At 64.2% G+C, this 18,213-nt stretch carries 20 protein-coding genes; 8 read left to right on the top strand and 12 right to left on the bottom strand.

Annotated elements, in window-relative coordinates:
• Positions 1-10: 10 nt before the first annotated feature.
• The 4 genes from fliD to GC121_RS03950 all read left to right on the top strand — a co-directional run bounded on the left by fliD (position 11) and on the right by GC121_RS03950 (position 3,814).
• The gene (gene fliD / locus GC121_RS03935; protein ID WP_151972857.1) at positions 11-1,453 is read left to right on the top strand and encodes a flagellar filament capping protein FliD; all 1,443 of its coding nucleotides are present in this window, start codon (positions 11-13) and stop codon (positions 1,451-1,453) included.
• Between the two features lies 1 nt (position 1,454).
• A complete protein-coding gene (locus tag GC121_RS03940) occupies positions 1,455-1,832 on the top strand; it encodes a flagellar protein FliS (protein ID WP_151972858.1) in 378 nt (125 codons plus the stop codon).
• 104 nt (positions 1,833-1,936) lie between these two features.
• Positions 1,937-3,019, top strand: coding sequence for an AI-2E family transporter (locus tag GC121_RS03945; RefSeq protein ID WP_151972859.1), 1,083 nt, complete (start codon positions 1,937-1,939; stop codon positions 3,017-3,019).
• 69 nt (positions 3,020-3,088) lie between these two features.
• Positions 3,089-3,814, top strand: coding sequence for a M50 family metallopeptidase (locus GC121_RS03950; protein ID WP_151972860.1), 726 nt, complete (start codon positions 3,089-3,091; stop codon positions 3,812-3,814).
• Here the strand turns inward: GC121_RS03950 and GC121_RS03955 are convergent.
• From GC121_RS03955 to lgt, 9 genes are all read right to left on the bottom strand, one after another.
• Entirely contained in the window at positions 3,811-4,605 is a 795-nt protein-coding gene (locus GC121_RS03955; RefSeq protein ID WP_151972861.1) for a DUF1295 domain-containing protein, read from the bottom strand. The genes GC121_RS03950 and GC121_RS03955 overlap by 4 nt on opposite strands.
• The gene (locus GC121_RS03960) at positions 4,602-5,240 is read right to left on the bottom strand and encodes a 1-acyl-sn-glycerol-3-phosphate acyltransferase (protein WP_151972862.1); all 639 of its coding nucleotides are present in this window, start codon (positions 5,238-5,240) and stop codon (positions 4,602-4,604) included. Before GC121_RS03960 ends, GC121_RS03955 begins: the two co-directional genes overlap by 4 nt.
• A 24-nt stretch (positions 5,241-5,264) precedes the next feature.
• Positions 5,265-5,567: a DUF3088 family protein gene (locus GC121_RS03965; RefSeq protein ID WP_151972863.1), complete on the bottom strand. Its 303-nt coding sequence runs from the start codon at positions 5,565-5,567 to the stop codon at positions 5,265-5,267.
• Positions 5,564-6,010 (bottom strand): endonuclease domain-containing protein, encoded by a 447-nt coding sequence (locus GC121_RS03970; RefSeq protein ID WP_370513739.1) that lies wholly within the window; start codon positions 6,008-6,010, stop codon positions 5,564-5,566. Before GC121_RS03970 ends, GC121_RS03965 begins: the two co-directional genes overlap by 4 nt.
• 66 nt (positions 6,011-6,076) lie before the next feature.
• Positions 6,077-7,678, bottom strand: a complete 1,602-nt coding sequence (locus GC121_RS03975) for a carboxyl transferase domain-containing protein (RefSeq protein WP_151972864.1) — start codon at positions 7,676-7,678, stop codon at positions 6,077-6,079.
• A 128-nt stretch (positions 7,679-7,806) separates the two neighbouring features.
• Positions 7,807-8,112, bottom strand: coding sequence for an alkylphosphonate utilization protein (locus GC121_RS03980; protein WP_151972865.1), 306 nt, complete (start codon positions 8,110-8,112; stop codon positions 7,807-7,809).
• On the bottom strand, positions 8,109-9,275 hold the full coding sequence (locus tag GC121_RS03985) for an isovaleryl-CoA dehydrogenase (RefSeq protein WP_151972866.1): 1,167 nt from the start codon (positions 9,273-9,275) through the stop codon (positions 8,109-8,111). Before GC121_RS03985 ends, GC121_RS03980 begins: the two co-directional genes overlap by 4 nt.
• A gap of 89 nt (positions 9,276-9,364) precedes the next feature.
• Positions 9,365-10,447, bottom strand: coding sequence for a class I SAM-dependent methyltransferase (locus tag GC121_RS03990; RefSeq protein WP_234421105.1), 1,083 nt, complete (start codon positions 10,445-10,447; stop codon positions 9,365-9,367).
• Complete coding sequence (lgt, locus tag GC121_RS03995) at positions 10,444-11,370, bottom strand: prolipoprotein diacylglyceryl transferase (protein WP_199857743.1); 927 nt, start codon at positions 11,368-11,370, stop codon at positions 10,444-10,446. The genes GC121_RS03990 and lgt overlap by 4 nt, the downstream gene beginning before the upstream one ends.
• A 172-nt stretch (positions 11,371-11,542) precedes the next feature.
• Between lgt and GC121_RS04000 the strand changes: the two genes are divergently transcribed.
• Complete coding sequence (locus GC121_RS04000) at positions 11,543-14,311, top strand: [protein-PII] uridylyltransferase (protein WP_151972868.1); 2,769 nt, start codon at positions 11,543-11,545, stop codon at positions 14,309-14,311.
• 10 nt (positions 14,312-14,321) lie between these two features.
• Here GC121_RS04000 and GC121_RS04005 read toward each other — a convergent pair whose 3' ends face one another.
• The 3 genes from GC121_RS04005 to GC121_RS04015 all read right to left on the bottom strand — a co-directional run bounded on the left by GC121_RS04005 (position 14,322) and on the right by GC121_RS04015 (position 15,961).
• Positions 14,322-14,648: a PilZ domain-containing protein gene (locus GC121_RS04005; protein ID WP_234421308.1), complete on the bottom strand. Its 327-nt coding sequence runs from the start codon at positions 14,646-14,648 to the stop codon at positions 14,322-14,324.
• A 115-nt stretch (positions 14,649-14,763) separates the two neighbouring features.
• The gene (locus GC121_RS04010) at positions 14,764-15,240 is read right to left on the bottom strand and encodes a hypothetical protein (protein ID WP_151972870.1); all 477 of its coding nucleotides are present in this window, start codon (positions 15,238-15,240) and stop codon (positions 14,764-14,766) included.
• 55 nt (positions 15,241-15,295) lie between these two features.
• Positions 15,296-15,961, bottom strand: coding sequence for a YggS family pyridoxal phosphate-dependent enzyme (locus GC121_RS04015; RefSeq protein WP_151972871.1), 666 nt, complete (start codon positions 15,959-15,961; stop codon positions 15,296-15,298).
• A 20-nt stretch (positions 15,962-15,981) separates the two neighbouring features.
• On the opposite strand from GC121_RS04015, the gene GC121_RS04020 reads away from it, so the two are divergent.
• From GC121_RS04020 to GC121_RS04030, 3 genes are all read left to right on the top strand, one after another.
• Complete coding sequence (locus GC121_RS04020; RefSeq protein ID WP_151972872.1) at positions 15,982-16,533, top strand: thiamine phosphate synthase; 552 nt, start codon at positions 15,982-15,984, stop codon at positions 16,531-16,533.
• Between the two features lie 313 nt (positions 16,534-16,846).
• Positions 16,847-17,632, top strand: coding sequence for a DNA translocase FtsK 4TM domain-containing protein (locus tag GC121_RS04025; protein ID WP_151972873.1), 786 nt, complete (start codon positions 16,847-16,849; stop codon positions 17,630-17,632).
• Positions 17,629-18,204, top strand: a complete 576-nt coding sequence (locus GC121_RS04030; protein WP_151972874.1) for a hypothetical protein — start codon at positions 17,629-17,631, stop codon at positions 18,202-18,204. Before GC121_RS04025 ends, GC121_RS04030 begins: the two co-directional genes overlap by 4 nt.
• Positions 18,205-18,213 lie beyond the last annotated feature (9 nt).

Here is an 18,213-nt window from a genome sequence, read left to right on the forward strand (position 1 = left end):
TCTATGCGGCATGGAAACAAGCACCACATCCTCGATCGTCAGCCGCCTTGGTGGCGGCAGCGGCATTGATATGACGCAGCTGGCGCGCGATCTGGCAGAGACCCGCTTTCTCGCGCAGATCGGCCAGCTGGAAAGCCGCAGCGAAGCCTTGCAGGCGCGGATTTCGGCAGCATCGACGCTGCGCAGCCAGATCACCCAGCTTGCGAGCGCGCTGGGAGACCGCATCCGCAATGGCGACCTTTCCCCCAGCGCATCGCTCGCCAATCCGGCCGTCGCGCGGGTGCAGGTCGCCAGCAGCAGCAGCGCGAGCGGTTCCTATGCGCTCGAAGTGCAGCAACTCGCCTCGGCGCAAATGCTCGCGGGCAATGCCTATGCCGGTTCGGGGGAACTGGTGGGCGAAGGCACTCTGACGATCCGCTTCGGCAACATTGCCGGCGGTAGCTTCACCGAAGACACGGGCCGCACGCCCGCCACAATCACCGTGGAAGCGACCGACACGCTGGCTGATGTGGCGGGGAAGATCAACGCCTCCGCCAGCGGCCTGACCGCCTATGTCGCGCAGACCGCATCGGGCGCGCAATTGGTGGTGAAGGGCGAGACGGGCGAGGCCAATGGTTTCGTCATCGAAGCGAGCGGTGCCTCGGCCTCGGGCGGAACGCCTGTTGCGGGCAATATCGATTTCCTCGCCTGGAACCCCGCCGGCGATAGCGGGCAATTGCGCGCCGCAGCGCAGGACGCGCAGTTCCTTTTCGATACCATCGCGATGAGCAGCGCGAGCAACAGCGTTACCGGCCTGCCCGAAGGCCTGAGCCTGACGCTGACGCAGACCAATGTGGGCGCGCCCACCCGCATCAGCTTTGACGACAAGAACAGCGCAATCACCGCGATGATGGGCGATTTCACCGCCGCGCTCAACGATCTGACCGGCGCTTTGGCCGAGCTCGCGTCTCCACTGAGCGGCGAATTGGGCAATGATCCGGGCGCGCGGGCGCTGAAGCGCGAGCTGGCTTCGCTTTCGACCGAGATCGTGATCCCCAATGCTGCGCCGGGCGAACCGGCAACGCTGGCCGATCTCGGCCTTGCCCGCACGCGCGAAGGCAATTTCCGGCTCGATGCCGACCGCTTGCGCGATACGCTGGCGAACAATCCGGCGGCGGCGGGCGCGATGTTCACCACCGGTCTATTCGGCGTGTTCGCCACCATCGACAATCTGGCGCGCGAAGTCAGCCGCAGCACCGATCCCGGCTCGCTCGGCGGCTCCATCACCCGCTACACCGCGCAAGCAGGCACGATTGACGAGCGGCTGGAAAAGATTGCCGAGCAGCAGGAGGCTCTGCGCGAACGGCTGGTGCGGCAATTCGCCGCGACCGACCGCAATGTCACCGCCTCGCAATCGACTCTGAGCTTCCTGCAAAACCAGATCGCGGCGTGGAACGGCCGCAACGGCAATTGATATGCTCGCCACGCGGGATCCCTTTTCGGCCTATCGCAGCGTCGCCTTCGAAGCGCAGGTCGCAGGCTCCCGCCCCGGCGAGCTGGTGCTGCTCTGCATTGAGGACGTGTCTGCCGCAATTTCGCGCGCGGTATGGGCGCAGGCGCGCGATCAGGCGGCGGTGCGCCGCTCCAGCTTGCAACGCGCCGCCAACGGGCTGGCCGCGCTGCAATTGGGCGTCGATCGCGATAGCCCGCTGGCGGACGGCTTGCTGACGCTCTATTCCGCGATGGCGCGCTGCGTCACCGCATCGCTATCGCAGTTCGATACCGGCAGCCTTGCCCGCGTGGTGCAGGATCTGCACGATCTGGCGGAGCAGTTTCGCGCCAACCTCGCCTGAACTTTGATGGATTGGTCGCAATCCGGTGGGTAATCCGCCCCGGCCTCTATCGCCGGGTAGCGGGTTTGCCGCACATTGGAGCCACCTTTGCAGGAGGCACGATCATGGCCGATTCGCGGTCTGGCAATCCGGTGTACAGTACCGGATATTTCATCTTCCTTGCGTGCATCACGCTGGCCTTCGGCGTCATTGCCTGGCCGTTCGCCTCTCCGCTGCTTTGGGCGGCGCTGGCGGCGATCATGTTCCAGCCGATGTATCAATGGTTCCTCGCCCGCATGGGCGGGGAGAACCGCGCCGCGATTGCCACTCTGCTGGTCATCACCTTCGCGGTCATCATTCCCGCCCTGTTTATCGGCGGCGTGGTGGTGGAGCAGGCGACATCGGTCGTTTACGCCTTCCAGGAGGGGCGCATCGATCTGGTCGCCTGGTTCGATACGGTGTTCGCCGCGCTGCCCGATGCCATCCGTGAAAGGCTTCGCGATTCGGGCTTCGGCTCTGCCGCCATGGTGCAGCAACGGGCGCAGGATCTTGCGCTGGAAAGCTCGGGCATGATCGCCAGCCAGGCGGTGTCGATCACGGGGAGCGCGCTGGGTTTCTTCCTGTCCTTTGGCCTCGGCCTTTATGTCGTCTACTTCCTCCTGCGCGACGGCCAGACTATCGGTCGGCAGGTGATTGAGCATCTGCCGCTGGCCCCCGCAATTGCCGAGCAACTGGCAAACCGCTTCCTCGCGATTGTCCGCGCGACGATCAAAGGCTCGATTGTGGTCGGGCTGGTGCAGGGATTGCTCGGCGGCATTACCTACTGGATTGCGGGCGTTCCCAGTGTCGTGTTGCTCGGCCTGCTGACGGCGCTGTTCTCGCTGCTGCCCGCGGTTGGCCCGGCCATCGTCTGGGGGCCGGTGTCGGCGTATCTGCTGGCGATGGGCTATGTCTGGCAGGGCATTGTGGTGCTGGTGTCGGGCGTGGCGGTGATCGGCATGGCGGACAATGTGCTGCGCCCGATCCTTGTGGGGCGCGATACCGGGATTCCGGACTGGATCATCCTGATTTCGACCCTGGGCGGCATCGCCGCGATGGGGCTGGCAGGGATTGTTGTCGGGCCGATGGCGGCAGGGCTGTTCCTCGCCGGATGGTCTATCTTGCGGACCAACCGCGAGCAGGAGAGCGGCGTGACGCCCGTCGCATGACGCCTTCTACATGACGCCCGTCGATTGCGCTCTTGCGCTTTGCCCCCGCCCGCCCCGATATAGCGCGGTATGACAGCCTATCGCGTGCGCCCGGGAAGCCAGGAAGAAAAAGTCGGCAGGCTGATTATCGCCGCCGTGCTGCTGGTGGTGCTGCCCGGCGTGCCGTTCGGCAATTTTCTGATCTACCCCTTCACAATTCTCACCACCTGGTTTCACGAGATGGGCCACGGGCTCACCGCGCTGCTGCTGGGCCACGGATTTGAACAGCTGGTGATTTACGCCGATGGATCAGGCTATGCCGAGAGTGCCTTCTATAGTGCGCCCGGTGCGCTTCCCAGCGCGCTGATCGCGGCGGGCGGCCCTATCGGGCCGGTGATGGCCGGTTCCGCGCTAATCCTTGCCAGCGCGCGGGAGAAATACTGGCAACCCGCGCTGATGGTGCTGGCAGGCGTGATGGCGCTGTCGGTGCTCGTCTGGGTGCGCAGCGTGACCGGCTGGATCGTCCTCCCGCTGCTCGCCGGGGCGCTCGGCTATATCGCATGGCGCGGGTCGGATTGGCTTAAGCAGTTCAGCCTGCAATTTCTCGGCGTGGTGGGCGCGATGAGTATGTTCCGCGATTGGGATTATCTGTTCAGCGAAAGCGCCTTTGTCGGCGGCCGGATGATGCCATCGGACACTGGCGCGATCGAGGAGGCGCTGCTGCTGCCGCACTGGCTGTGGGCGGCGATGATCGTGGGGGTGTCAGGGCTGATGATCGGCGCGAGCCTCAAATACGCGCTGAACCGCGAGGGCTAACCTGCCTTGGGCGGCATCGGAATGAAACTGCTCGTGCGCTCAACATAGCGGGCAAATTCCTCGCCATATTTCTCGCGCATCCCCTTCTCGGTCAGCGCCGCGCCCGACCATTTGACGAGCGTGAAGGTGAGGAAGACCGGCCCCGGCACTGTCCAGATGAGTGTGCCGGGCGCAATAGCCATCGCCGCCAGCCCAATCCCCCACCATACGCAGGCATCGCCGAAGTAATTGGGATGGCGGGTGTAGCGCCACAACCCGCTCGTCATCACCTTGCCCCGATTGGCAGGGTCAGCCTTGAAACGCGCGAGCTGCCAATCGCCGACGACCTCGAAGACCATTCCGACCGCCCACAGCGCAATTCCGGCATAAGCAAACGAAGGAAGCGCCTGCCCGCCTGCCGCCAGAATGCCCACTTGCGCCGGGCTGCTCACCGTGAACAGCAGCACCGATTGCAGCAGCCAGACCTTCCACAGCACAGTTATGCCCCAGCGCCCCTGCGCGCGCGCATCGCCGAGCATCCGTTCATAACGCTTGTCCTCGCCGTGCTTGAGGAAGCGCCGGAAGAGGTGCCAAAACAGCCGCACGCCCCATAGCCCCGCCATTAGCAGTAGCGTCCAAGCGGCAGCGCCGCGCTCGCCGAGCTGGAGAAAACTGGTGAGCGCCAGCGCGGCCATCGCCCCGCCCCAAATCGAATCGACAAAGCTGACCTTGTTAATGGCGAGCGAGATCAGCCAGAAAATGATCGCCGCGCCCAGCAGCAGCGCCGCATTGGTCAGCAGCGCCTGCGTCACGCGCCCGGCTCTAGCGCAGGCTCCTCACGCCGCCCCAGCCCTTCGACCTCGCCCCGCGCTTGCTTCATCAGCATATCGAAGCGGTCGCAATCGGGCCGGTGCTCTTGATAGAAAGCCGCCAGCTTGGCCAGATCAGCGTGGAAGTCGCCGGTTGTATACAGCGGCTCGCCCAGCCCGCCGCGCTTGGTTGCGTGGTTCACCCAAGCAGGGACGATGGGAATGCCAGCGCCGTGGGCGATATGGTAAAACCCGCTGCGCCAGCGCCCGTCCGAGGTCCGGCTGCCCTCGGGCGCGACCACGAGCGCGATGTGCTCTTCCTCCCCGATGGCCGCGATCACGTTCTGGACGTAATTGCCCTTTTTCCGCCGGTCGACCGGGATGCCGCCCATGTCGAACATGAAGCGCGTCATCGGCCATTTGAACAGCGTGTGCTTGCCGACGAAATTGGGCTTGATGCCGAGCTCGCGCACCGCTCCGGCAAAGAAGATGAAATCCCAATTGGTGGTGTGCGGCGCGCCGAGCAGGATATATTTCGGAATATCGGGCGCACCCCCGCTCAGCTTGAAGCCCTTCCAGCGGTAGAGCCCGCGCAGGATGCGCCAAACGATGCGGGAAAGGAGTGTGGGCTTGCTCATGCGGGTTGTGCGCGACTGTCTGCCCTAAGATGAGCGGATTGGAAAGCCGTGCCGTTGGTGCAGGGCTTCGAGAAGTGCGTCCTGCGTGTTGACGAAGCCACCTTCGGCAAAAGCGAGCGCGGGGCAATTCTGATTGTCCTCACCCAGTGCCGCGACAACGGCGGCGCGCGGTTTGGCCCACGGGACGCGGACGATCTGGAGCTTGGCGGCGAGTTCGGGGAACATGGCGAGCAGCCCGTCAACTTCGATACAATCGCGGCAATACCGCTCGCGGCCCGCGTCATCGGTGTAGCTGCGGTCGAGGATGAAGAGTGTGTCTTTGGTCATTGGTCAGAGACTTTTCGCAAGAGGCCTTCTGCAATTGCCGAGGGATCGGCTAGCACTTCGCTTGCTGGAATGCGCAGCACGCTCCATCCCTTTGCTTCGAGAAGCTGCTGGCGCGCAATGTCGCGCTGCGGATTGTCGCCCATGTCATGCGCTTTGCCATCGATCTCGACCAACAGGCGGGCGGCGGTGCAGGCGAAATCGACCACGTAGTCGCCGATGGGATATTGCTTGCGAAACTTTGGCTTCTTTCCTTTGATTTGCTGCCAGAGCAGCACTTCGGGCAAGGTCATGTTCTTTCGCATATAGCGAGCGCGCTTCACGGTAGGCGCCGGCGCTCCAACCGTGCGATGCCTCAACCGCCCACGATCCTCCCCGGAACGGGGAGGGGGACCGCTCGAAGAGCGGTGGAGGGGTCGCGGCGTTTCGTTGTGATCGTCGTTCACTGTGACTTCCCTTGCGGCCCCTCCGTCAGCCTGCGGCTGCCACCTCCCCGTTCCGGGGAGGATCCTTTACATCCGAAACACGCCGAACCGCGGCGTCTCCGGTATCGGAGCCTCCAAACAGGCAGCTAGCGAAAACCCCAGCACGTCGCGGGTCTGCACCGGATCGATCACCCCGTCATCCCACAATCGCGCGGTGGCGTAATAGGGGTTGCCTTCGTCCTCGTATTTCTGGCGGATCGGGGCCTTGAAGGCCTCGGCCTCCTCGGACGTCCAGTTATCAGCATCACGGTGCACCGTCGCCAAAACCGAAGCCGCCTGTTCGCCGCCCATCACGCTGATGCGCGCATTGGGCCATGTCCACAGGAAGCGTGGGGAATAGGCCCGCCCGCACATCCCGTAATTGCCCGCGCCGAAGCTGCCGCCGATCACCACGGTGAGTTTGGGCACTTGCGCCGTCGCCACCGCGGTCACCAGTTTCGCGCCGTGTTTGGCGATGCCTTCCGCCTCGTACTTGCCGCCGACCATAAAGCCGGAGATGTTCTGCAGGAACAGCAGCGGAATGCGCCGCTGGCAGGCGAGCTCGATAAAATGCGCGCCCTTCTGTGCGCTTTCGGAAAACAGCACGCCATTGTTCGCAAGGATCGCGACCGGCATCCCCCAGATATGCGCAAAGCCGCAGACCAGCGTGGCGCCGTAATCGCGCTTGAACTCGTGGAATTCGGAGGCGTCGACCAGCCGCGCGATCACTTCGTGCACATCATAGGGCGCGCGCACATCATCGGGGATGATCGCATAGAGATCTTCGGCATCGAATTTGGGCGCGCGCGGCTCCTTCAATTCTGCTTGAGCTTTTGTGGATGGTCCGAGATGTGACACGATGTCGCGCACAATTGTCAGCGCGTGCTCGTCATTCTCCGCCAGGTGATCGACCACGCCAGACTTCTTCGCATGGAGCGCGCCGCCGCCCAGATCCTCGGCGCTGATCTCCTCGCCCGTCGCGGCTTTGACCAGCGGCGGGCCGGCAAGGAAGATCGTCCCCTGCTCGCGCACGATCACGCTCTCGTCCGACATCGCTGGCACATAGGCGCCGCCCGCGGTGCAGCTGCCCATCACGCAGGCGATCTGCGGAATCCCCAAGCTGCTCATCTGCGCCTGATTGTAGAAAATGCGTCCGAAATGGTCGCGGTCAGGGAAGACTTCGGCCTGGAACGGCAGGTTCGCCCCGCCGCTGTCGACAAGGTAAATGCAGGGCAGCCGGTTCGCCTGCGCAATCTCCTGCGCGCGCAAATGCTTCTTCACCGTCATCGGGTAGTAGGAGCCGCCCTTCACCGTCGGATCATTGCAAGCAATCATCACCTGCCGACCGCTGACACTCCCGATACCGGCGATCATCGAGGCACCATTGACGTCGCCCGTATACATCCCGTTCGCCGCGAGCTGGCCGATTTCGAGGAATGGCGAGCCGGGATCGAGCAACCGCTCCACCCGCTCGCGCGGCAGGAGTTTTCCCCTGCTGACGTGCCGCTCCCGATGCTGCTCCGGCCCGCCCAGCGCCGCCTCGGCAACCTTGGCGCGAAGCGCCTCGGCGAGGGCCTTGTTGTGGGCAAAGCGGGCCTTGGCATCGGCGCTTTCGCGGTCGAGTTTGGTGGTGAGAACGGGTGCGCTCATATATTTGCCCTATCGTCATGCTGAACGTGTTTCAGCATCCATCGCCGGATTTTTTCCTCATCGCGAATAACCCAAATCAACCCTGAAACAAGTTCAGGGTGACGGGATGGCGACGACGCGCCCCACCCTCACCGCTTCCGCACAAACTCGGCGCGCAGCACCAGGCCTTTGATGCCGGGATATTTGCAATCGATCTCCTGCGCGTCGCCGGTCAGGCGGATCGATTTGATCAGCGTGCCTTGCTTCAGCGTCTGGCCTGCGCCCTTGACCTCTAGGTCCTTGATCAAAGTCACCGCATCGCCATCGGCGAGCACATTGCCCACCGCATCGCGCACCTCCACCCGCTCGGCATCGGCCTGCTTGGCGGCGAGTTCGGACGCGGGGAGCCATTCGCCGCTGTCTTCGTCATACACGTAGTCTTCGTCAGTGCTCACCCCGTCGCCCCGATCAATTCCCGCCCGATCAGCATCCGCCGGATCTCGTTCGTCCCCGCGCCGATATCGAGCAGCTTCGCATCGCGCAAATAGCGCTCCACCGGCCAGTCGGTCGTGTAGCCCGCGCCCCCCAGCGCCTGGATTGCCTCGCCCGCCACGCGGAAGGCGTTTTCCGATGCCAGCAGGATTGTGCCTGCCGCATCAAAGCGTGTCGTCTGGCCCTTGTCGCAGGCCTTTGCCACCGCATAGGTGTAAGCGCGCGCCGATTGCAGTGCGACATACATATCGGCGACCTTGGCCTGGATCAGCTGGAAGCTGCCGATGGCGCGGCCAAACTGGCTGCGCTCGCGCACATAGGGGATCACGCAATCGAGACACGCCTGCATAATGCCGAGCTGCACGCCCGAGAGCACGACCCGCTCGTAATCGAGCCCGCTCATCAGCACGGCGGCACCCTTGCCCACTTCGCCGAGCACGTTTGCTTGCGGAACATGGCAATCCTCGAACACCAGCTCGCTGGTGGGGCTGCCTTTCATGCCCAATTTTTCGATCTTCTGCCCGCAGGAAAAGCCCGGCATATCCTTTTCGATCAGGAAGGCGGTGATGCCCTTGGAGCCGCCCGCCGGATCGGTTTTGGCGTAGACCACCAGAGTCTCCGCATAATGGCCGTTGGTGATCCAGAACTTGGTGCCGTTGAGGAGGTATCCGCCCTGCACCGCGTCCGCCTTCAGCTTCATGCTGACGACATCGCTGCCCGCGTCCGGCTCGCTCATGGCCAAGCTGCCCACGTGCTCGCCCGAAATCAGGCCGGGGAGGTATTTCGCTTTCTGCTCCGCATTGCCCCAGCGCGCAATCTGGTTGACGCAAAGGTTGGAATGCGCGCCGTAGGAAAGGCCGACCGAGGCGCTCGCGCGGCTCACTTCCTCGATGGCGATGGTGTGTTCGAGATAGCCGAGGCCGGTGCCGCCGTCCTCCTCGCTTACCGTCATGCCGTGCAAGCCCAACTCGCCCATTTCGGGCCAGAGTTCGATGGGGAAGCGGTCTTCCGCATCGATGGCGGCGGCCAGCGGCGCGATGCGTTCATCGGCGAAGCGGGCAACGCTGTCGCGGATCATCTGGGCTTCTTCGGTCAGGCCGAAATCGAAATCGGGTGTGGCGCGCATTCTGGTATCCTTTGCCGTTGCGCGGGCACATAGCAAGCGGCAGGGCAAAGGGAAACTGGTTGCAGATGTTACCTTTGGCTTGCGGAGAGCTACTCCCGGGCAAAACCCGGGCCATCGGGCCAGCCGGGCGCGACGAGGCCCAACACCTTGAAAAGCTCGCCCATCTGGTCGGGCGCGGTCAGCCGTTCCTTCGCCCGCATCAGCGCCTCGCGGTGCTGCGGCGCGAATTCGGCGAGCGCGTCGGCGCGCTGCGCGATGCCCAAAGCGCCCAGCCATTGCCCCTGTGTCACCGTGCCCAGCACCCGCGCACCGCGCGACAGGGCAATCTGCTCCATCTGCGCAAAATCGACATGGGCGGAGAGGTCAACCTCGCCCGGCGCATCGAAAATGCCGACTTTCTTGTGCCCGCTCACCGCCTGGATGGTGGAACCCGACCGTCCGTCGGCATAGCCGTAATCGATAAACAGCGCCGCGCCGTCCTGCTCCTTCAGCCGCCCGGCGACTTCGAACATGATCGTGGCGGAGGCAGGACTTGTTTCGATCACCGTGCCCGGCGGCGCATCGCGGCGGGCTTCGGGAACGGCGGAATCCATATGCTGGCGCCCCGGCACCTCGACAAACGCGCCCGAGGGATCGACATCGACCATCACTTCGCGCCAGCCCTCCTCGGTCATGACCAATTGCCGCACCGGCAGCGCGTCGAGAAATTCGTTCGCCACCAGCAGGATCGGCCCGGCGGTGGGAATGCGCGAGAGATCGTGATGGTACACCGCTTCGGGCACCGCTTTGATCTGCGCATCGCGCATCCGGCGCGAGGTTTCTACCAGATGCACTTTGGGCACGAGGCCATAGCGCTTCATCGCCCGCAGTGCGTCACCCGCCAGCGTGCCTTTGCCGGGGCCAAGCTCGACATAATGGACAGGCTCTGTGCGCCCTGCGCGGATCCACATATCCGCCATCCACAGGCCGATCAGCTCGCCGAACATCTGGCTGACTTCGGGCGCGGTAATGAAATCGCCGCCCTGCCCGCCAATCGGGCGCTTGTCAGCGTAATAGCGCTGGTTGGATTCACCCATGAAATGCGCCAGGCTGATTGGCCCGGTCGACGCGATCAGGCGGCGAAACGTGTCGCCCAGATCGCGCTTGGCAAGTTCATCCCGAAAATCGTTCAAGCGGCCCCCGCTTCGCTCGCCTCGCCACTATTGGCACCGGCTTTCGCAGCGGTCTTGCCAGAGCCAAGTGGAGGCCGGGTTAACGACCAGACGATCATTCCGATGCCGAGCAGCACCAGCGGCATACTCAGCCATTGGCCCATCGAAAATCCGGTGCGTTCGGCAAATTCGGTGAGCTGTACATCGGGCTGGCGGAAGAATTCATTGGTGATGCGCGCCGCGCCCATCAACACCGCGAACGTGCCAAAAAGGAGGCCGGTGCGGAAACGCGCGCGGGTGAACCAGAACAGGCTCAACATCACCACGAGCACAACCAAGCCCTCGCCAAACGCCTGATACAGCTGGCTGGGATGGCGGGCGAGGCCAGCGGGATCGCTGGGGAAAATCATCCGGATCGGCGCATCGGGACCAGCCTCGCGCCCCCACAGCTCGCCATTGACGAAATTCGCCAGCCGCCCGAGCAGCATCCCGACGCCGACATTGACGCTGATATAGTCGCACACGCGGATCAGCGGCAGCTTGCCGCGCCACGCCACCCACGCAACCGCCAGCCCCACGCCGAGCAGCCCGCCGTGGAAGCTCATCCCCCCGTCCCACAGGCGCAGCACGCGCCAGCTGACAAAGGCATCCTCTTCAAACGTCGTCCAAAGCGATGGATCGTAAAAGGTCGCGTAGCCCAGCCGCCCGCCAAGGATGACGCCCAGCGTGCAATAGAAAAACAGGTCGTCCACGTGCACCTGCCCCATCGGCGCGCCGGGATAGGTAATCATGCGCGAAAGGTGCCAATAGGCGAACAGCAGCCCGATCAGATAAGCGAGCGAATAGTATTTGAGCTGGAAGAAACCCAGATCGATATGCGGGCTGAGGCCGAGATCCTCGAAACGGATAATGTCCGCAGACGCGGCGGCGAGAATGTCCAGCATTGTCAAATCAGCCCTATGGCGTTGCGACCGTGAGCGGCCCGTTCACCGGCCTGCTTTGGCATAGAGCAGCGCAAGGTTAAAGCCTCGCGTCACTGGCCAGCGGCAGCTTGCGACCCGGAAGAGGCCCAGAAGAGCTTTGCATCACGCGCCCCGCCCGCTTATTCGCTTGCCTGTGACTTTGCCCCGCATCCCCAAGCAGCGAAAAATTATCGACCGGCGCGCGCTGGCCGCCCGCATTGCCGCCATTGTCGAGGCCGAAGGCGCCCCGTCGGGTCGCCGCGCTATCGTGGCGGCGCTGAAAGAGGCACTGGAACAGGGGCGAGACGTGCTGCGCCAACGGCTCGCCGACCGTCCGGGTGCTGGGCACGAACACGCGCATGGCCACGCCTTTTTGATCGACCAGTTGATCCGCGTGATCCACGATCACGTGATCGACGATGTCTATCCGGTCGGCAACCGGTCGAGCGGGGAACGCATCGCGCTGCTTGCCGTGGGCGGCTACGGGCGCGGGGAAATGGCGCCGTTCTCCGATGTCGATCTGGCGTTCATCACCCCCGACAAGCCAACCAGCTGGTGCGAACAGGTGATCGAGGCGATCCTATATTATCTGTGGGATCTGAATTTGCAGGTGGGCCATTCGACCCGCTCGCTGGCCGAGTCCGCGCGCATGGCGAAGGCCGATCTGACGATCCGCACCGCGCTGCTCGAAGCGCGGTTTCTGTGGGGCGATCAGGCGGTGTACGATGCGGCCAGCGCGCAATTCTGGAACGAGGTCGTCCCCGGCTCGCAGCGCAGCTTCGTCGAGGAGAAGCTGGAAGAACGCAATGCCCGCCACCAGCGGATGGGCGATTCGCGCTACGTGGTCGAACCCAATATCAAGGAAGGCAAAGGCGGCCTGCGCGATCTGCAAACGCTCTACTGGATGGGCAAATATGTCTACCACGTCTCCAGCGCGGCGGAGCTGGTGGAAAAGGGGCTGTTCAGCGAGAAAGAATACCGCACTTTCCGCCGCGCGGAGACCTTCTTCCTCGCGGTGCGCGCGCATTTGCACACCATTGCCCGCCGCGCCGAAGACCGGCTGACCTTCGATCTGCAACGCGAAGTCGCCGCGCGGATGAACTATGCCGACCGGCCGGGCAAAAGCGCGGTTGAACGCTTCATGCAGATGTATTTCCTGCAAGCGAAACAGGTCGGCCACCTCACGGGCGTGTTCCTCGCCCAGTTGGAAGAACAGACGGCGGAAAAGAACCGCGTAACCGAATTCTTCTCCGCCATGCGCAAGGGCCGGGCGCGCAAGATTGGCGGCTATACGGTCGATAGCGGCAAAATCGCCGTGCCTGCCGACGACTGGTTCCGCACGGATCCGGTACGGCTGGTGGAAGTGTTCGCGATTGCCGAGCGCGAGGGGCTGGAAGTGCATCCCGGCACCATCCGCATGGCGCGCCGCGATGGGGCGCTGATTACACCCGCTATCCGCCGCGATGCACGTGCCAATGCGCTGTTCCTCGATGTGCTGGCAGGCCGCCGCGATCCCGAAACCGTGCTGCGCTGGATGAACGAGGCGGGCGTGTTCGGCCGTTTCGTGCCCGATTTCGGCAAGGTCAACGCGCAGATGCAGTATGATATGTATCACCACTATACGGTGGACGAACATACGATCCGCGCTATCGGCTTGCTGAGCGGCATCGAGCGCGGGGAGCTGGCCGAGGATCACCCGCTTGCCAGCGCCATCCTGCCGCAACTCGCCAATCGCGGTGTGCTCTATGTCGCGGTGCTGCTGCACGATATCGCCAAGGGGCGCGGCGGCGACCATTCGGTGCTGGGCGCAGACGTGGCACGCAAGCTGTGCCCGCGGCTGGGGCTGGACGAGAAGGAAACCGAACTGGTCGCCTGGCTGGTGCGCTATCACCTGCTGATGAGCGCCACCGCGTTCAAGCGCGACCTGGCCGATCCAAAAACGATCATCGATTTCGTCGGCGAAGTGCAGAGCCTTGAACGGCTGCGGCTGCTGACCGTGCTCACCATTGTCGATATCCGCGCCGTCGGGCCGGGCATCTGGAACAGCTGGAAGCGGCAATTGCTCGCCGATTTGTTCGAAGCGGCGCAGGAACGGCTGCGGCTGGGCCACAAATCGCATGGCCGCGCCGAGCGGGTGGCGGTCAAGAAGGAACGCGTGGCAGATTTGCTCGGCGGAAAAGCCGGTCTGGTGGAGGATTTCGCGGAAGTTTTCGGCGACACCTACTGGATTGCCGAACCCGAAGACGTGATCGCGATCAACCTGCCGCATTATGCCGCGGCGGTCGCTGCCAAGCACTCGCTGTCGATCCACACAGAATACTACCGCGAATTCGGCGCGACGCTGGTCACCGTCATCAGCGACGATCACCCCGGCCTGTTTTACCGCATTGCCGGGGCCATCCATCTGGCAGGCGGCAATATCATCGACGCGCGCATCCACACCAACCGCGTGGGCAAGGCGCTCGACAATTTCCTGGTGCAAGACCCGCTCGGCCGCCCGTTCAGCGAACCCGCGCAGCTTCTGCGCCTCAAGAAAGCCATCGAGGACGGGCTTGCCGGAAAGATCGACATGGTACCCAGTCTCGCCAAGCGGCCCCTGAAGCAGATGCGGGCGGAAAGTTTCAGCGTGGCCGCCGAAGTGTCCTTCGACAATCAGGCTTCCAACCGCTTCACCGTGATCGAAGTCAATGCAACCGACCGCCCGGCCTTGCTCAACCGCCTGACGCGGGCCATGTTCGAGGAAAGCCTGCTGATCAATTCGGCGCATATCACCCATTATGGCGAGCGCGCGGTCGATACGTTCTACGTGACCGATCTGCTGGGCATGAAGCTGACGTCGCCGGAACGGCTAGAGCGGGTGGAGCAGGCGCTGCTATCCGCCATCGCCGCGGGCGAGCGCGAACTGGCCGAAGCGGCGGCCTAAGCGTCGTGGTTTAGCGGGCTGTAGCGATGATGTGATCGAAGACGTATTGGCTGATCGGCACCACGAAGCGGCACCCGGCTGTGTCGGCGCGGGCCCAGCACACTTCGGCATTGAGCATCTGGATACCGGCAAACCGCAAGAACAGCGTAGTGCCGCGCGGCGGCATATCGAAAATCCGCACCTGGAAACCTTCGGGCGTCAGATCGGCAATCTGCGCCTTGCGCCAGGCCTTTGTGCCGACGCGGATTTCGCAATTTATTTCAACTCGTTCGCGCTCATGACGCCGATCGGCGCTTGCGCGTTCCGAAATTTCGCCTGACTGCCGTGCGGGAAACATCACACCACCTGTTAACTATGCAAAGACACCAAAAGCATGGTTGCAGGAGCGTTTTACAACTGCGCGGGTTAAGGAAAGGTTTTACAAACCGCAATATTTCCCCCGCGCGATCCGCCTAACGCATCCGCGCGACGCGCAGATAGCCCGAGCGGCCTTCGAAGCGGATTTCATAGGCGCCGCTCCAATGGCGGGTGATCGTCCCGGTCCAGCCTTCGCGCACCCGGTTGCGCAGCGTCCCTCCGTCGATTTCGCGCCAGAGCTGGCCATTATCCATCAGCAGCACCTGCGAACGGCGGTTGCCTTGCAGAATTTCCTGCACGGTGACGGTCAGAACCGCCACTTCCGGCTGGCGCTCGATCACATCGTCCTGCTCGCGGAAGCCGAACACTTCCTCGCGCTGTGCCGCCACAGCCTCCTCGCGCTCGGCAATCACCACGGTCTGCTCGGCATAGGTGGCATCGAAACACGCGAGCCGCTGCGCATTATCGGTGATCGCAGCGCAGGCGGCGTAGGGATTGGCGCTATCCTGCGCGGCGGCGGGGGTGGCGAAAATGGCGAGGGCGGGAGCCAGCAAGAGGAGGGCGAAGCGCATGGGAATTGCCTTTATCATAGAGTTGCGCGCAAATTGCGGCGCGCCGCTGCTGCCGTCAACCGCTGCGTTCGCCGAACAAGGCGGTGCCGACGCGGATATGCGTTGCGCCGAGCATGATCGCGGTCGCAAAATCGCCGCTCATTCCCATGCTGCGCCCGGCCAGCCCGTGATCGTCCGCCAGTTTCGCCATCAGCGCGAAATAGGGTGCGGATTCAAGGCCATAGGGTGGAACGCACATCAGCCCGGCGAGCGGCATCCCGGCCTCGCGCGCCTTGGCAAGCAGGTCGGGCAAGGCGGCAATCGGGCAGCCGCCCTTCTGCTCCTCTGCGCCGATATTGACCTGCACGAAGCACGGCACCTGGCGGCCCGCTTTGTCGAAGGCTTTGGCCAGCGCCGTCACCAGCGAGGGCCGGTCGAGCGAGTGGATGCAATCGAACAATGCGACGGCTTCATCTGCCTTGTTCGATTGCAGCTGGCCGACGAGATGCAGTTCCAGATCGGGCGTTTTCTCGCGCAATTCGGGCCATTTGTCCTGCGCTTCCTGCACGCGGTTTTCGCCGAACACGCGCTGCCCGGCGGCGATCAGCGGGGCGATGTCCGCTGCCGAATGCGTCTTGCTCACCGCAATCAGCGTAACCTCCTCCGGCTTGCGGCGGGCGATGGTGCACGCTTTGGCGATTTCGGCTTGGAGGTCGGAAAGGCGAGTGGCGCTGTCGGTCATGCGCGCGCTATAGCCTGCCCATGGCCGCAATCCAGCCCCGCATTCCGAACGTCTGGCTTTTGACCGACGAACGCAACGACAAAGCTCTCGAGACAGTTCTCGGATTTTTGCCGGACACGCGCCATGGCGGTTCGGCGGTGGTTTTCCGCCACTACCACTTGCCGCCGGTCGAGCGATATGCGCGGTTCCGGGCGCTGGCGCGGATCGCGCGGGCGCAAGGACATCTGGTGATCCTTTCGGACAGCGCGCTCACCGCGCGCGAATGGGGAGCGGACGGGATCTATGGCGCGCCGCTTTCGCTCACCCCGCGCCGCCGCGATCTGCTGCATATCGCCACCGCGCACAATCTGCGCGAGATCGCGCAGGCGAACCGCATTGGAGCGGACGCGGTCATGCTATCCCCCGTCTTCCCGACCCGCTCGCATCCGGGGGCCAAGACACTGGGCGCGCAGCGGTTCCTGCATCTGGCGCGGCATTCGCAAGCGCCGGTGATTGCGCTGGGCGGGATGGACAGCCACCGCGCCCGGCGTCTCCAATGGCCACGCTGGGCAGGTATTGGTTTTGTTTCGTGAACCCGCACGCGCGGGTTCGTCCTCGGTGCTATTCGCTTCGCTTCGCTGCGCGGCACCTGCGGTCGCCCGTTCGGGCTCGGTCGTGCGCTGGGCGCGCACGAAACCAGTCCGAGTTGGATGCGGTGTCGAGGAGCTCGCTCGGCTGCAAGCCGAGGGCAAGGGCGACTGCCCGCCCGCAGCGGGCGCGTAGCGGAGCGAAGCGCGTCTAGCGAGGACGAAGCCGCGGATGCGGCTTCGAAAAACAAACAATTTGACCCCCGAGTCCCACTGTGGGATTCTCGCCAAAGGGACGTAAAGACAAAAGGTATCCATCATGGCCAGCAGAGCCGTTCAGACCGGCGCGGACTGGAAAGCCGCTTTCCGCCATTCGCTTGCCCGCAGCGCGCAGCTGACGGGGGCCGTGATCCTTTACGCCTTCACCATTTTCCTCGCCATCGCGCTGATGAGCTACAGCCAGACCGATCCCTCGCTCTCCACTGCCGCCGGCGATGTGGTGGACAACTGGATGGGCAAGCCCGGCGCATTTGCCGCCGATCTGGCGCTGACCGGATTTGGCCTCGTCGCCGTGCTGTTCCTGCCGCTGACGTACGTGTTCGCGCGCAAGCTGTGGCGCGATGCCGACGAGGAGGAGGATTGGGGCGGTTCGTGGTGGCGCACCGTGGCGTTCATGCTGCTGGCAATGGCGCTGCTCTCCACCGTTCTCTCGCTCGTCACCGATACGCGCGAAGGTGCGGGCTGGGGCGGCGCGTTTCCCGCGGGGCTGGGCGGACTGGCAGGCCTGCTCGGCGAAGGGAGCATCCGCGCGGTTGCGGGTCTACTGCCCGATGCGGCGCAATTCTGGACGATCCTTGCCGGCGGGGTGCTGGCTTTGGTGGGCGGCGCTTTCCTTGCGGGGCGGATTTTCGCGCTCGACTGGTCGCGCTTCCTCACGCTTCCCGAATGGGCGGGCAAGCGGCCCAAGCTCGGCGGCCCCAGCAATCCGTTCAAGCCGGAAAAGCCCAAGAAGGACCGCCCCGCGCCCGAACCGATCAATGATCCGGAGGATGCGGAGGGCGACGCCCTGCCCCCGCGCCGCCCTCCGCATCCTCCGGATCATTGATCGGTTCGGGCGCGCCGCCACCCCCTCCCCCGCGCCCCGCGCCCGATGCCAGCGCGCTGGTGGAAGCGATTGCGGCGAAGGCGGAAGCAGCCGAACCAACACCGCAGCGCATCGAAACCGGATCGGTCGATGATGTGCTGGCGGAAATGGCGGCCGAAGAGGGCGCAACCTTTCGCCCCGCCGCCACGCTGTTCCGCGATTTCGCCACGCGCTGCCGCCAGCGCGGCATTGCCTCGGCGCATGTCGATATGCCCGCCTTCCGCCGCCTGTTCGCTTTCGCCAGCGCGGGGTTCGACCGGCTTGACGCACCGCTGCGTTCGCGGGTGGAGGCGATGGCCGCCAATGTCGATGACGATGTGCTTGCAGCCTATCTCGCCATTTGCGTCGCCGCCGCGCAGGGCCGCAAGGCGCCTGACGAGGACGAACTCGCGCGCGCTTACGGCACCGCATCCCCCGGCCGCATCCGCCGCCTGCTCGATCATCTGGAGAAGACCGGGCTCATCGCCGTGCACGAGGATTTCGGCGGCGCGCGCACGATCACCGTGCCGGGGCTGGAGCATCTCGCGGTTTAGGAGAGCGGC

It is taken from the genome of Erythrobacter sp. EC-HK427, from assembly GCF_902498745.1.
GTDB lineage: Bacteria > Pseudomonadota > Alphaproteobacteria > Sphingomonadales > Sphingomonadaceae > Alteraurantiacibacter.